Genomic DNA, 14,008 nt, shown 5'->3' with positions numbered 1-14,008 from the left:
AACTGTATTTATGAATTAAAAATTTAAAACGCTTCCATGTTGATAATGCGAGGCTTTACCACCAAACTGTATTATTTCAATTACAGAAGCAAAATACTCACTTCTAGGGGGATTCAAAATGGCAATTTCTAAAATAGAAAATTGTTCCGATTTACTAGCACTTGTAACATATGTGGACAAATTAAAATCAATCATTAAAAAGGATTTTTCACTTAGCTTTGAAGAATTCGCAGTATTAACTTACATTAATGAAACAGACGATGAAGAATATCATCTTAAAAAAATCATTAGCAAGTTAAACTACAAACAACCACAAATTGTAAAAGCAGTTAAAAACTTATCACAACAAGACTACTTTACAAAAAGAAGAAATGAATATGACGAGCGTACAGTTTTAATTCTAGTTAATAAAAAACAACGTAAATCAATTTCTGAAGTGCTTGAAAAAATCGATAACGAAATCGCTAAAACTGAAATTAACGAATAATATGACGAAGCGGAGACATTCTATGATGTCTCCGCTTTTTTGTGGGGTATGGGGTGTGGGGGTGATCTTGGCTTTATTCAATACTTAAGCCACGACTTCAGCTATCTCTTGGCTTTACTTAGGACTTAAGCCACGACTTGGGCTATCTCTTGGCTTTATTCACTACTTAAGCCATGACTTAGACAATCTCTTGGCTTTATTCAACACTTAAGCCACGACTTGGATGATCTCTTGGCTTTATTCACTACTTAAGCCACGACTTAGTCAATCTCTTGGCTTTACTTTGGACTTAAGCCACGACTTAGTCAATCTCTTGGCTTTATTAGACACTTAAGCCATGACTTGCCTCATCTCTTGGCTTTACTCTGGACTTAAGCCATGACTTGCCTCATCTCTTGGCTTTACTCTGGACTTAAGCCACGACTTGCCTCATCTCTTGGCTTTATTCACTACTTAAGCCATGACTTGGGCTATCTCTTGGCTTTATTCACTACTTAAGCCACGACTTAGTCAATCTCTTGGCTTTATTCACTACTTAAGCCACGACTTAGACAATCTCTTGGCTTTATTAGACACTTAAGCCATGACTTGCCTCATCTCTTGGCTTTACTCTGGACTTAAGCCATGACTTGGATGATCTCTTGGCTTTACTCTGGACTTAAGCCACGACTTGGACTATCTCTTGGCTTTACTCTGGACTTAAGCCACGACTTGCCTCATCTCTTGGCTTTATTCACTACTTAAGCCACGACTTTGATGTGCACCCCAATATTTTGATTTGTTTAGGTCAAATATTTGGGTGCACATCACTTCGCAACCGCTCATCCTACTCAAAACCACTTCACACCCACTTCACACCCACACCTTCCTCACCTTACCAATAAAAAAGCTAAGACATCATCAAATGTCCTAGCTCTCTTTATTATATGACTTGTTTATCTCTTACAGGTTGGTTTAAAAAAGATGATACGACTTGTTTGAATTTTTCACTTTCTTCAATAAATGGTGCGTGCCCTGAATGTTCAAATATTTCTGTTTGAGCGTTTTTGATATTTTCCGAATCATTATCAATATCAAAAGGATCATGTTTACCTTTCACGATAAGTGTTGGAATGTCTATATGATCTATTTTGATATTTATACCATTTATCGATCTAACAGAAATTGCATCTTCTTCTGGTGTCATTCGATAATATTTTTTCACTTCTTGATACCATTTAAAAGTCGATTTAACATCATGAAATATTTCATTGAACAATATTAACATTGCTTCTTCTTTACTAAATCCTGCAACTTTATCTCTATGTTTAGCTATTAATTTAATAAGTGGTTGTTTACCTTGATTGGAAATTGAAGATACGAGTACTAACTTTTCTACTTTTTCTTGATGTTGGTTTGTAAATTCTTGAGCAATGACGCCACCCATATCATGTCCTAATATATAAGCTGATTCTATGTCTTCAGCATCCATTAAATCTACAATATCATCTATATGATTTTGGATTGAAATTTCTTGTTGTTTATCTGATTTACCATGTCCCCTAGAATCCATTGTATATATTGTAAATTGATCTTTCAGAAGCTGTACTGTTGAATTAAATGTCGCTAAATTCATATTTAATGCATGTAACATAATTAATGGTTTCCCTTTACCGTGTTTTTCATACACTATATGAGTCCCATCCCTTGTTAATAATTCTCCCATAATGAGTACCTCCCTACTTTACAGTAATAATATACCCATTTAACAATTTTTCACACTTATAATATTAAGTTAATGCCATAAAAATAAATGCAAAAAATGATTGTAGCCAATACATCATTTTCTGCATTTATGTTATACATATTTTCTTGTAGAATACATCATTACAAAATAAAGGATAATCACGAGGATAATAGACCAACTCGCAAATGTAACAATCATAATTACTGTTTCATTCATCGTTATGGATGCGATTGTTTTTTGAATAACTGCTAATCCCATTGCAGCGACTTCGAGCTTTTTCATAAATATTGCGAGTATGACGAGAATAATCCCGATGCCAAATATGGCTTGAAAGACTTGTAACGGTAATACATACATTCCTAACGTAACATTAAATATTTTAAGCATACATAGAACAATGCCTATACTAAATAAGAAAATATTGGTCATCATCAATTTCTGATTAGGATAGAGATAACTATGTTTTTTTATAATTAAATATATAACGAGTGAAATAGACAATATAATTACAAAATAAAATATATACAATCCCGTTACGGCATTAAACGGAATGAGCTTTTTATCAAATAAATATGCTAATAATAAGAAGTGTAGTGTATAAAAAATGATTGGATTATAATTAACAACCACAATATTTCTCTCTATGATTTGAAGTATTTCAGCGTGAGATTTGTGTCGATATTCTGCATAATCTATATCTTTCTCATCTGACTTTTTCATATCCTTCTTTAATGAATGTTGCACTTTATCAATTTGTTTAGGTAATACACCGACATGCTGTAAATAATCATTTACATTTTCCAGCAATACATTATTGTTCGGACGCAAATAAATACACCACCTTCATTATAATATTGTATAAATTAATCCCCTATTATGCAATATGTATATAACATAACAGGGGATTAAATTCGCTATTGATTTAGTATTTACCTATATCAACACGATATACTTTAAATTGTTTACTATCAGGTGTTGCTTTTGAAAGCTGGAAGTGTGCTTGTCCATTATTCACGTATGCATAACCGCCCGTATACTTATTATTTTGTACACGTTTAGTCGTATTGTCACCAAGAATTGAGACAAGCGAATCTAATTTCACATTTGTTAATTTGTCATAAATCATTGTAACGCGTTTAACTGTTTCTTTATTACCTTTAACTTTGGCAGTAATAATCATATGTCCATTTTTAGTATCAAATTCGTAATAATTTTCTCTATCATTACTATCATCAGAATATGAGAACATTAAATTTGGATACTTTGATTTAATTTTAGAAATCTTATCACCAATTTTAATACCTTCGATTGTTACTGTACCGTCTTTATAGGTCTGCACATTATTTTCGTTAATATTTAATTGATTTTTAGTTGCAGCATTTGCCTCAGCAAAAGTTGAAAATGGCAGAACCATAAGTACCATTGCAATTATTAAGAGACATTTTTTCATATGAGGTTCTCCTTCAGTCTGTGTCTTATATGCTATGCATTGAACTGCGTTAATTATAACATAAAGATTACAAAATGACCACTTTTATTACAATCATGTAACAAAACCGTGAAATATCGCTTGATTAACTTAAAAATTCTTCCAATACTTTAATGAATTTCTCTTTTTCTTCAATAAAAGGTAATTCGCCTGAACCTTCAAACAGTTTAAATTCAGCATTCGGCAACAGTTCACTTATTCTTTTACCTTCGCTATATAATATTTTGCCATCGTATTGTCCAGAAATGACGAGCGTACGAGTTTCAATATCTGGAAGTAACGATATAATATCAAAGTCTTTAAAAGAGCGCTTAACAGCAATTTCTTCTTCCATCGTTTGAAGGTCATTCGACGGAATATGTGATTTTACAAACTTTTTAGCTTGTTTAATATTTTTATATCTGAATCTTAATAAATATTTTTCTTTGTCCTCATCAGACATCGTTCTAATTTCATCAGCATGTCTATCATAAATACGGTTATCTGGAAACGTTGAATGATCGTCTGTAGGATTAATTAACACCATGCCATTGATCAAATCAGGATTCTTATATGTGAGACCTGTTGCAATTGTTGCGCCAAGTTCTAGGCCAATTACATATGCTGAATTAATGAATAATGCATTTAATAGTTGCTGAATATCTGAAATATAGTCATCTACTCTACTATCATGTGGTGTATCACTTAAACCATGACCTCTTAAATCAATAGATATAACTTGATAATTTTTACTTAATTTTTTAATCAGTGGTTCAAAGACATCCATGTCTTGAAAAACACCATGTAACAAGATAATTGGATAGCCGCTTCCTTTTGTATTATAGTGTATGGCAACATTTTCTTTCGTTAAAAATAAGTTCATCGTGCTTCACCTCTTTCGATTTGTTTACAAACATCTATGAGATCACTTAAACTTTCGATTGTATAATCTAATTCGTGCTCCTCTGGTGTGCCAATGACTGAATTAGCCATCCATGCAGTCTTCATGCCCATAGCATGTGCTGCTGCGATGTCATTTAAAGGACAATCTCCAACATATAATGCATGATGTGCCGTTATGCCAAGATGTTTCAATATATCTTCAAATATGATTGGGTCTGGCTTCATAGCACCCACCTCATCAGAAGTTGAAACATAATGAATGTATGGATAAATACCGATTGCATTCATAACATGTGTAATTTCTTCACTCTTACCATTCGCTACAACACCTAATTTATAACCCATGCTGCGTAGTTTATCCAATGCTACCAATGTATCATAGAAAGGAAAATGGTATCTGTAATGATGCATTTTATAGTCGTTATAAAATGTCTTCCATGATATCCTTTCTATATTTAATCTCTTTACGAGTTCTTGATATACCCATTCAACATCTTCTATACCATAGGGATTTAACGTTAAATATACCTTTTCAAAATCACGTCTTTGGACTGTTACCATTAACTCATGAAACCTCTCAAACTGTTCTTCCAAAAACTTCATTCGCGATTTCTCACGATCTACAAGCGTATCTTCTAAGTCAAAAATAATCGCTTGAATATCACACGAACACATGTCATCATCCCTTTCATAGAAACATTTTAAACTATTCCATAAAGAAAGCAATACAATTTTTACATACAAAACACCAACCCTCTATCATAATGTTTAAAGGATTGGTGTCCGTAAGCTATTGATTGTGATTTAATACTGATAGATACATTAAATATTCAGTAAGTTCTTTCTTTTTTTCGTTGTTCTGTAATCATTAAATACATCATAATCGGTATGGCAATAATTGAGAGTATAATGCCAACCGGAATTTGAATCGGACTTATGATAATTCTGCCAACAGTATCTGCAATTAATAAAAGTGCGCCGCCGATTAATAAATTCAACATCATTTGAACGTTAATAGGTACCTTGTACACCCTTCTAACAACTTGAGGTACAATCATACCTATAAATCCAATAATACCCGTAAAACTTATAATAACGGCTGTCATTATAGCAGCTAATAGCAAACATGTCCATGATATCAATCGAACATTCACACCAAGTGTAGTTGCTTTATCTTCACCTAATTGAATCATTTTAATATAATGACTCATCATAAACAAGATTAAGATACAGATTAAAGTAACAATCCCAGTGATTTCTACAGTTATTCTTTCGGCAGATGAAACACTACCAAACATATATGACACCATGCTATTAACTTTATCCGGCTTAAGCAATAAAAGGATATAGAGTGCCGAACTAAAGAACGCACCAATAAAAATACCTGAAAGTATCATTGTTGCTACATGAAATGTTTTGACCATCGTTTCTGTAATCAGTACAACAACGATAAGCGTTAACAAGCTGAAGAATATTGAAAATAGTGGCACAAACCAAATGGATACGCCGATAAATACGGCAAGTGCACTTCCGAATGTTGCCCCGCTCGCTAATCCTAATGTAAAACTATCCGCGAGTGGATTATTCAATATCGTTTGATAGATTTGACCACTCATGACTAGCCCCATACCAGCAATTAATGCTAACAGTGTCCGCGGTACTCTTAACTTGTAAAAAATCGTCCATTCTAGTTGATTATCAAATTTCCATGTTATACCCGTAGATCCTACGAATAAAGAAATGCCAATTGCAAACAATAGAACGAGAAACCATATCACAACATGACGATAAACGTTATGATTTTTAGTCATAAACTTTTTCAGAAAGTTCTTTTAGACCTTTCGCTAATCTTGGTCCTGGTCTAGAAATCATATCTGCATTGAGTGCATGAACGTGTTTCTCTTTAACAGCATTAACTTGGTCAAAGCCATCTCTATTGTTATTTAATTTTTGATATTCCGCTTCAGACTGTCCACTTGTTGTAATCATAACATCAGGATTTCTTTTAAGAATACTCTCTTTATCCGTTTTAATCCATCCTTCTTGGTCATGATAAAGGTTCTTAGCTTTGATAGAAGTTAACATATCATCATAAAACGTATTTGATCCTGACGTGTAAATGTCAGGTTGAGAAGAAATTTCCATAAATACTTTTTTACCTTGTTGGTCTTTAGGGACATCTTTTACAACATCTTTTATTTCTTTCTTCACTTTACTTACTAATTTATCTGCTTCTTTTTCTTTACCTGTTACTTTTCCAACTTGCTTGAATGTATCATACATTTCATTAATTGAATTTGCATCATCTATGTAGACGACTTTCACGCCTGCATCACTTAATTTTTTTAAATCTTTTTCTTGTGTAGATTTGTTCGACTCATGCGCCAAAATTAAATCAGGTTTTGCTTTTAATAATGCCTCTGTATCAAGTTTAAAGGCATCGAATTGTTTTTTATCTTTCACATCTTTAGGATAATCATCAACAGTTGATACCCCAACGACTTTATCTCCAAGTCCTAACGCGTATAATATTTCTGTATTACTTGGAATAAGCGACACAATACGCTTATATTCTTTCTTATCAGTTGTTTCTTGTTTCGTTTCTTTCTTGTTATCCGTATTATCTCCGCTTTGGCAACCTGTCACGATGATCATAGCAGCAAAGATTAAATAAATTATTTTGTTTATTTTCATACTTAATCCCTCCATATATTTAATTAAAAAATGGTACACAAAAAGGCGCAACTCAAATAAGATTGAGCTGCACCTCAATTAAAATAATGATTAAATTACATAGATTCTGGAGCTGACACACCTACTAATGCTAACGCATTGCGAAGTGTAATACGCGCCGCTTCAATTAAAGCTAAATGCGCTTTTGTCTTCTCTGCATCATCTGTTAATACTTTCTCTGCATTATAGAACTTGTGGAACTGTGCAGCCAAATCTTGAATATAATTCGTAATACGATGTGGACTGCGTGATTCTGCAGCAGAAACAATTGTTGGTTCAAATTCAGCAATTTTCTTCAATAAATCAAATGCTTTTTCATGTGTAATTAATGATAAATCAACATTTTGATCAATCGTGATACCTTTTTCTTCTGCTTGACGAATAATAGATGATATACGCGCATGTGCATATTGTGCATAATACACTGGGTTATCTTGTGATTCTTTCTTAGCTAATTCCATATCAAAGTCAAAGTGTGTATCAGGACTACGCATCGTTAAGAAGTAACGAGCAGCATCAATGCCTACTTCATCCATAATGTCACGTAATGTAATAGCATTACCTGTACGTTTACTCATTTTCACTTCAACGCCGTCTTGTAATAATCGTACCATTTGCATAATTTGTATTTCAAGACGTTTTGAATCTACGCCAAATGTTTCAAGAGATGCTTTTAAACGATTAATATAACCGTGGTGATCAGCACCAAATAAATTAATTAATTTGTCAAAACCACGTTCTACTTTATCGTAATGATAAGCGATATCTGGTAAGAAATACGTATACGTACCGTCTTGTTTAATTAACACACGGTCTTTATCGTCACCAAATTCTGATGTTTTTAACCATGTTGCGCCATCTTGTTCATAAGTATAGCCTAATTCAGTCATTTTATCTAAAACAGCTGAAATTTTGTTTGTTTCATATAATGATGTTTCACTGAACCAATTATCAAAATGAATATTAAAATCTGCTAAGTCTTGTTTTAATTTTTTCATTTCATAATCTAAACCAAGTTTACGGAATGTCTTAATACGTTCTTCTTCAGCTTGATCTTTAATTTCAGGATGTTTTTCAGCTAAGTCTTTACCGATTGCGATAATATCTTTACCGTAATAACCATCTTCAGGTAATTCAGCATCTAAACCTAACGCTTGGTTATAACGCGCTTCGATAGAATGCGCTAAATTTTCAATTTGTTTACCTGCATCGTTAATATAATATTCACGTGTTACATCATAACCAGCTGCACTTAACACGTTTGATAACGTATCACCTACTGCTGCATTACGTGCATGTCCAATATGCAAATCTCCTGTTGGGTTTGCAGATACATACTCAACGATGATACTTTCGTTTTTACGTTCTTCTGTTTGACCAAATGTTTCGCCTTTTGATAAAGCTGTCTTAATAATTTCAGTTAAATATTGTTGATCTAAATAAAAGTTAATAAATCCAGGACCTGCAATATCTACTTTTTTAACATTCGCTTTATTTGTGTCTAAATTTTCAACGATTTGATTCGCAATTTCACGAGGATTTTTACGCGCTAATTTTGTTAATACCATCGCAATATTTGAAGAGTAATCTCCATTTGTAGGGTCTTTAGGTGTTTCGATTTTAATTTCTGGAACTGTTTCTACAAGTTCAGATTTAATGATACTTGCTTTAATTTCTTCAATTAACGTTTCTTTAACTTTGTTAATAATGTTCATTCATTTATCTCCTTATAATTAATTTGAAATTGGTATGTTCCAAGTAACCCAGTTTGATCACTTAGCTGATAATGTATCCTGAGTTTACCTTGTTGATCGTCTATAAAGTGTTTGATTGATAATGTATTAACGTGCATTGTCATGCGTCCTGCATCAGTATCATAATAACTAATCGTTTCCTGTCCTTCAACAAAATGAAAGACTGTTTTGACCGCGCCTGTACGGTGGATTTTCACGCCATCATCTTCTATTTTAAGCATATTTTTTACGATTTGTTCATCAATCGTTTCTTCATATCTAATTATATCGCTATTTCTTCTATGAAATGTACCTGATGTTTTTGTTTGAAATGTTTCTTTCTCGCCATTTTGTTTCACGACTTGTTTAATATTTATATTAATATTTTCTTTCATAATTGGCCACCTCACCGTTTAAGAACGTATATCATTATAGCATATTTGACTATTAAAATTAAAAAAAGCAGGGCGAAAAGCGCCTGCTTTTTTTAGTGTCCTAGCTATAGTAGCTATCAACTATTTTACTTATGATATTGTGAAAAGACAATAGCTATTTAATTGAATTGTGATAATTCACAATTAAGTCACAAAATAGACATATTTAATTTATCTCTAAAGATGATTTTAGTTCATCACTGCTGTTATGCCACATTTCAGAATTATGTTCTTGAAGGAATTTTTTAAGAATTGCTCTATTTTCGTCACCAATTTGGTCAATCTTCACTTGATGTTTCATAGATTTATCCATCATATTCACATGTTCTGGCATACTTTTATATCCACGCTTCTTCGGTTTATTAACCATTAAATAGCATCCTGTTAGCCCTGCATAATATGGACCTTGTTCGCCACGTTCAGTTGTAACCCAGCAAAGCCAATATTCTTTTGCTTCTTCACCTTTGACTTCTTCTATATCTTTAACCCATTTCACACGCTTTTCTACTTCAGCTCTAGCATGCATGGCACCAATATCGATAAATGCAGTTTGTTCTGATACATCGACAAATACAGGCGCAACGTTGTCTAAACTTATAGAGCCTATATTTGTACCTTTATGCCCATCTAATGGATCATTTTTAATGATATTAAATTGAAATCCTTTCTTTTCAGCCACTTGTTTCACCTCATTTAATTCATGATTACATCATACTAGAGTATCAGACTGACATTCAAGTTTGTAATCTACACGAGTTCATTTAATATATTGATAATATCGCCTTTAATCGTTTCATCTTCCATTTCTATAATTAATTCTTTAGGATAATACAGTTTATAGTCTAAACGTTTAATCCCTGTAATACTATGGATGATGACTGACTGGCTACTAATTTCTTTAATACGACCTGTCTTCTGTAATAGATGTATCGGCTGTCTATTTGATCCTGGTCGATCATAATCATACGGTAAGTCTGAGAACGAGTCACAAACGAAATAATATTCTGGGTCAATGCCACCTTTTTCAAATAGATCTGTCAGTTCACCAATCGTAATAATAGATCCATCAAATGGTAAGTATTTAAATAAATCACGATTAACAAATCTTTTACTTAAATCACTTAAGATTGGATCATCTTCTTCAGTCCACTCTTCTAAATAATACATTACGACCGCTTCATCAAGACGAATATAATCAGCGATTGAAACGTCTTCTTCAAAAAATGGAATTAAATATTTGGGTTGTTCTTTAAATGAATACCCTTGATCATAAAGTACTTTCGCACGCTTAAAGCAGCGATTAAGCAACACTTCTCCACCTCGACTCACCGGGTGAAAATAAATTTGCCAATACATTTGATAACGACTCATTAAGAAATTTTCAACTGCATGCATACCACTTTCTTTAATCAACACTTCATCTTTAGACGGACGCATCAATCTAAGTACACGTTCCATATCAAATTGACCGTAACTCACACCTGTAAAATAAGCATCTCGCTGTAAATAATCCATGCGATCAGCATCTATTTGAGATGAAATCATTGATATGACTAATTTATTTTCATGTGTCTTATTAATCACTTCTGCTACTTCAGCTGGAAAATCAGGCGACACTCTACTCAATACTTCATTAACTTCTGTATCACCTTTAATGATCAGCTGTGTAAATTTTTCATGATCCGTTAGAAAGATTTTTTCAAAACAATGTGAAAATGGACCGTGCCCTAAATCATGTAAAAGTGCTGCACATAATGCGAGTGGTCTATCCTTATTATCCCAATGTGCACGTCCTTCAAATACTTCGTCTATCATACGTCGTACAATTTCATATACACCTAGAGAATGTCCAAAGCGACTATGCTCAGCTGTATGGAAAGATAAATAGAGTGTTCCAAGTTGTTTAATTCTTCTTAAGCGTTGAAATTCTTTCGTTTTGATAAGATCCCAAATTAATTGGTCTCTTACGTGTATATAACGATGAACAGGGTCTTTAAAAACTTTCTCTTCAGGTAATTTTTTTGTTCCATAAGCTTCCTGTGTCACTTTGTTCCCTCCATTTCATCCAATTATTCTACAATAAATTCAACTTCGCCGACATTTTCATATACGGCTTTATACTCTCCTTGTGTTAAAGGTTTTGGCAAAATAAATGTTCCACTTGAAATAAACATGCCTGGTGTTAATGAACGATTATATTCTTTAATTTCATTAATCAACCACTTAACAGCTTTAGCAGGATGTCCTTCAACTTCTGTACTAAATCCAGAAGCTAATTCTTTACCGTCTAAATATAATGTCCCTTTAATGTTATCTATATCTTCATAACTTAATTTCTTAGGTTCACCGTAAACAACGCCACCACTTACTGCGCTATCGGCAATAATTTCTGTTACTGATAAATTAGGGAACCAGTTACTAAAACGTGAATCTGGAATCTCTACCCCTGGTGCAATCAAGCATTTATCCATAATATCTTCAAGGCTATCTTCTTCTGTTAATTCTTCTTGAACAATAAAGACTAATTCTAACTCTGCTAAAGGCTCATTTAAGTCATTTAAATAAATATGTTTGTCCAGAATAGTTGTTTCTCCCATTGCACCATATAATGGCGTTGTTGAAGAAAAGATATCTCTCGTTTCTTGACTCGTTAAACTAATTTTATAACCTTTATGAATTTCAGTTTCTTCCTTACGCTGCAACACACCTTCTTGAATATCATATGCAGCATGTTCAGTTATATTCGATGGTAAAACACCATTTGGAATAATTGATTGATTCTCATAAGCTTCATAAAATTGCGAAATCCATTTATTTAGTGATTGTTCCATTACAATCAACCTCCTAAAAAGTTTTTTTCATTAACGTCGTGCGCATTGTGTCACCAAAAAGTAATTCTTCATATTCACGTATCACTTCAAAACCTTCCTTTTTATAAAAGGCTATACCGATAGCATTCTTGCCATCCACTTCTAAATAAACTTCATGATATAAATCTTTGTATTGATCTAAACCTGCTTGTAATAAAGCTTTACCATACCCTTCACGTTGCGCTTCAGGTAGAACATAATGAGAAGATAAATACAATTCAGTACCTTTGATAAAATTAGCAAAACCAACAATCTTATCTTCATCTTCTGCAACAAAGAAATCAGAATCATTAATGCGCTTTTGAAGCATCTCTTTAGAATAAGACGCATTTAAAAATGCCGTCACAGTGCTCGCAGTATAAATATTGGTATACGTGTCATACCAAGCCTTAGACGCTACATTTTTAATACCTGAATAATCTTCAATTGTTGCTTTTCTTACATTTGCCATAAATATCTCTCCTCTATCTACCTTACACATCAATCGTCAATTCATGATGTCTATTAATCTAAGTTTGTAAATCCCCGTTTAATAACGTTCCAATGTACACATTTAAAATAACTTTATATCTCACGTTATAAATAATTATATCATTTATATATTAAAAACTATAATATTCAGAATACTTAATTATACCCGAAAACCCTACAGAAATGTAATATTTGTTAAGTATGTTAACACAAATTTAAAATACAGAACGTCAAAATATAAAAAATGAAAAACTAACAATCATTTTTACTAAATAATAATCCCCTCACTATAAAAATAGTAGAGGGGGGTTAATTTAATATTAAATATATTTATTTAATCGGGTGCATTCCGTCTTTCCAAGTTGTATAAATAAGTTTACCGCCTTGGTCTTTAAATTTCTTATTTGTTACGCCGCGCTCAAATGGTGCTGCTGGCTCGATGTTTAGGGTTGGTGTGACGTTTAATTCATTGGCATACCATTTAGCCCAATCGTCTCCTTTTACGGGCTCATCATCTGCTACGTTATAAATACCTGATTCAAAGTTTAATGCTTGAATGGCTGTTTCAACTGCATCATCTATATGAATAAATGATTGTATGCCGTCCGTCATCGTAACTTCACCATTAATAAATTGATTATAAATCATACCATCTTTACCATACCAAGTACCTGGTCCGTATAATAAACCGTAACGTAAAATAACATGTTTGTTTAATCTAGCTGATTCTTTTTCTAATCCTTCTACACCATCAACTGTTATTTTACGATCGCCACTAGCATCATAGTCTAAACTTGTTTCTTCTGTTGCTAATGTATCTCCAGCTTCATAAACAAATGCAATACTTTGTGATTGGATATGTGGCACATCGTGTTTAATTGCCGCTTCTACAAGATTTCTCGTACCTTCTATTCTAACTTTCGTATTAGCTGACATATCAACTTGTTTTAAATCCGTGATTTCGTTCATGATTATATCTGGTTTAAAATCACCGATACTTTTTTCTATTGTGTCATATTCTAATATGTTGCCTATATATGCTTTTACACCTGCATTATCAAGTTTTTCTTTACCTTTTTCAGAAGTTGTTAACCCAGCTACTTCATAACCTTCTTCAATTAAGCGTTTAGTTAATTTTGTACCTATTAAACCAGTAGCGCCAGTAACAAAAATTTTAGTCATG

Annotated in this window: 15 protein-coding genes; 1 reads left to right on the top strand and 14 read right to left on the bottom strand. The window is 32.8% G+C overall.

Annotated elements, in window-relative coordinates; translation table 11 throughout:
• The first annotated feature begins 118 nt into the window (after positions 1 to 118).
• Positions 119 to 487, top strand: coding sequence for a global transcriptional regulator SarA (sarA, locus tag LQ679_RS10125; RefSeq protein ID WP_025905497.1), 369 nt, complete (start codon positions 119 to 121; stop codon positions 485 to 487).
• Between the two features lie 922 nt (positions 488 to 1,409).
• Here the strand turns inward: sarA and LQ679_RS10120 are convergent.
• From LQ679_RS10120 to LQ679_RS10055, 14 genes are all read right to left on the bottom strand, one after another.
• Positions 1,410 to 2,192 carry an alpha/beta fold hydrolase gene (locus tag LQ679_RS10120; RefSeq protein ID WP_204188328.1) on the bottom strand — a complete coding sequence of 261 codons (783 nt, stop codon included), beginning with the start codon at positions 2,190 to 2,192 and terminating at the stop codon, positions 1,410 to 1,412.
• A gap of 132 nt (positions 2,193 to 2,324) precedes the next feature.
• Positions 2,325 to 3,041 carry a hypothetical protein gene (locus LQ679_RS10115; RefSeq protein WP_037590562.1) on the bottom strand — a complete coding sequence of 239 codons (717 nt, stop codon included), beginning with the start codon at positions 3,039 to 3,041 and terminating at the stop codon, positions 2,325 to 2,327.
• A 94-nt stretch (positions 3,042 to 3,135) separates the two neighbouring features.
• Positions 3,136 to 3,663 (bottom strand): SA0570 family protein, encoded by a 528-nt coding sequence (locus LQ679_RS10110; protein ID WP_037590564.1) that lies wholly within the window; start codon positions 3,661 to 3,663, stop codon positions 3,136 to 3,138.
• Between the two features lie 124 nt (positions 3,664 to 3,787).
• Positions 3,788 to 4,564 (bottom strand): alpha/beta fold hydrolase, encoded by a 777-nt coding sequence (locus LQ679_RS10105; protein ID WP_037590576.1) that lies wholly within the window; start codon positions 4,562 to 4,564, stop codon positions 3,788 to 3,790.
• The gene (locus LQ679_RS10100; RefSeq protein WP_239762631.1) at positions 4,561 to 5,328 is read right to left on the bottom strand and encodes an HAD family hydrolase; all 768 of its coding nucleotides are present in this window, start codon (positions 5,326 to 5,328) and stop codon (positions 4,561 to 4,563) included. Before LQ679_RS10100 ends, LQ679_RS10105 begins: the two co-directional genes overlap by 4 nt.
• Before the next feature lie 86 nt (positions 5,329 to 5,414).
• Positions 5,415 to 6,395: a FecCD family ABC transporter permease gene (locus tag LQ679_RS10095; RefSeq protein ID WP_239762629.1), complete on the bottom strand. Its 981-nt coding sequence runs from the start codon at positions 6,393 to 6,395 to the stop codon at positions 5,415 to 5,417.
• A complete protein-coding gene (locus LQ679_RS10090) occupies positions 6,388 to 7,278 on the bottom strand; it encodes an ABC transporter substrate-binding protein (RefSeq protein WP_239762627.1) in 891 nt (296 codons plus the stop codon). Before LQ679_RS10090 ends, LQ679_RS10095 begins: the two co-directional genes overlap by 8 nt.
• Positions 7,279 to 7,373: 95 nt before the next feature.
• Complete coding sequence (argS, locus tag LQ679_RS10085; RefSeq protein WP_239762626.1) at positions 7,374 to 9,032, bottom strand: arginine--tRNA ligase; 1,659 nt, start codon at positions 9,030 to 9,032, stop codon at positions 7,374 to 7,376.
• A complete protein-coding gene (locus tag LQ679_RS10080; RefSeq protein WP_025904915.1) occupies positions 9,029 to 9,445 on the bottom strand; it encodes a YwiB family protein in 417 nt (138 codons plus the stop codon). The genes argS and LQ679_RS10080 overlap by 4 nt, the downstream gene beginning before the upstream one ends.
• A 205-nt stretch (positions 9,446 to 9,650) precedes the next feature.
• On the bottom strand, positions 9,651 to 10,163 hold the full coding sequence (locus LQ679_RS10075; protein WP_191836148.1) for a YwhD family protein: 513 nt from the start codon (positions 10,161 to 10,163) through the stop codon (positions 9,651 to 9,653).
• Positions 10,164 to 10,231: 68 nt separating this feature from the next.
• Positions 10,232 to 11,530: an HD domain-containing protein gene (locus LQ679_RS10070; RefSeq protein WP_048541443.1), complete on the bottom strand. Its 1,299-nt coding sequence runs from the start codon at positions 11,528 to 11,530 to the stop codon at positions 10,232 to 10,234.
• A 23-nt stretch (positions 11,531 to 11,553) separates the two neighbouring features.
• Entirely contained in the window at positions 11,554 to 12,315 is a 762-nt protein-coding gene (locus LQ679_RS10065) for a 2-keto-4-pentenoate hydratase (RefSeq protein WP_239762624.1), read from the bottom strand.
• Positions 12,316 to 12,328: 13 nt separating this feature from the next.
• The gene (locus tag LQ679_RS10060; protein WP_239762621.1) at positions 12,329 to 12,805 is read right to left on the bottom strand and encodes a GNAT family N-acetyltransferase; all 477 of its coding nucleotides are present in this window, start codon (positions 12,803 to 12,805) and stop codon (positions 12,329 to 12,331) included.
• A 350-nt stretch (positions 12,806 to 13,155) separates the two neighbouring features.
• Entirely contained in the window at positions 13,156 to 14,007 is an 852-nt protein-coding gene (locus LQ679_RS10055; protein WP_239762620.1) for an NAD-dependent epimerase/dehydratase family protein, read from the bottom strand.
• Position 14,008: the final 1 nt, after the last annotated feature.

The organism is Mammaliicoccus sp. I-M35, from assembly GCF_022386455.1.
Taxonomy (GTDB): domain Bacteria; phylum Bacillota; class Bacilli; order Staphylococcales; family Staphylococcaceae; genus Mammaliicoccus; species Mammaliicoccus sciuri_A.
Note: the sequence above shows the minus strand (reverse complement) of the source record. Positions and strands in the feature narration are given on the sequence as shown.

Coding starts and splice junctions, on each gene's coding strand:
- sarA (WP_025905497.1), top strand. CDS start 119: ATGGCAATTTCTAAAATAGAAAATTGTTCCGATTTACTAGCACTTGTA.
- LQ679_RS10120 (WP_204188328.1), bottom strand. CDS start 2,192: ATGGGAGAATTATTAACAAGGGATGGGACTCATATAGTGTATGAAAAA.
- LQ679_RS10110 (WP_037590564.1), bottom strand. CDS start 3,663: ATGAAAAAATGTCTCTTAATAATTGCAATGGTACTTATGGTTCTGCCA.
- LQ679_RS10105 (WP_037590576.1), bottom strand. CDS start 4,564: ATGAACTTATTTTTAACGAAAGAAAATGTTGCCATACACTATAATACA.
- LQ679_RS10095 (WP_239762629.1), bottom strand. CDS start 6,395: ATGACTAAAAATCATAACGTTTATCGTCATGTTGTGATATGGTTTCTC.
- LQ679_RS10090 (WP_239762627.1), bottom strand. CDS start 7,278: ATGAAAATAAACAAAATAATTTATTTAATCTTTGCTGCTATGATCATC.
- argS (WP_239762626.1), bottom strand. CDS start 9,032: ATGAACATTATTAACAAAGTTAAAGAAACGTTAATTGAAGAAATTAAA.
- LQ679_RS10080 (WP_025904915.1), bottom strand. CDS start 9,445: ATGAAAGAAAATATTAATATAAATATTAAACAAGTCGTGAAACAAAAT.
- LQ679_RS10065 (WP_239762624.1), bottom strand. CDS start 12,315: ATGGAACAATCACTAAATAAATGGATTTCGCAATTTTATGAAGCTTAT.
- LQ679_RS10060 (WP_239762621.1), bottom strand. CDS start 12,805: ATGGCAAATGTAAGAAAAGCAACAATTGAAGATTATTCAGGTATTAAA.
- LQ679_RS10055 (WP_239762620.1), bottom strand. CDS start 14,007: ATGACTAAAATTTTTGTTACTGGCGCTACTGGTTTAATAGGTACAAAA.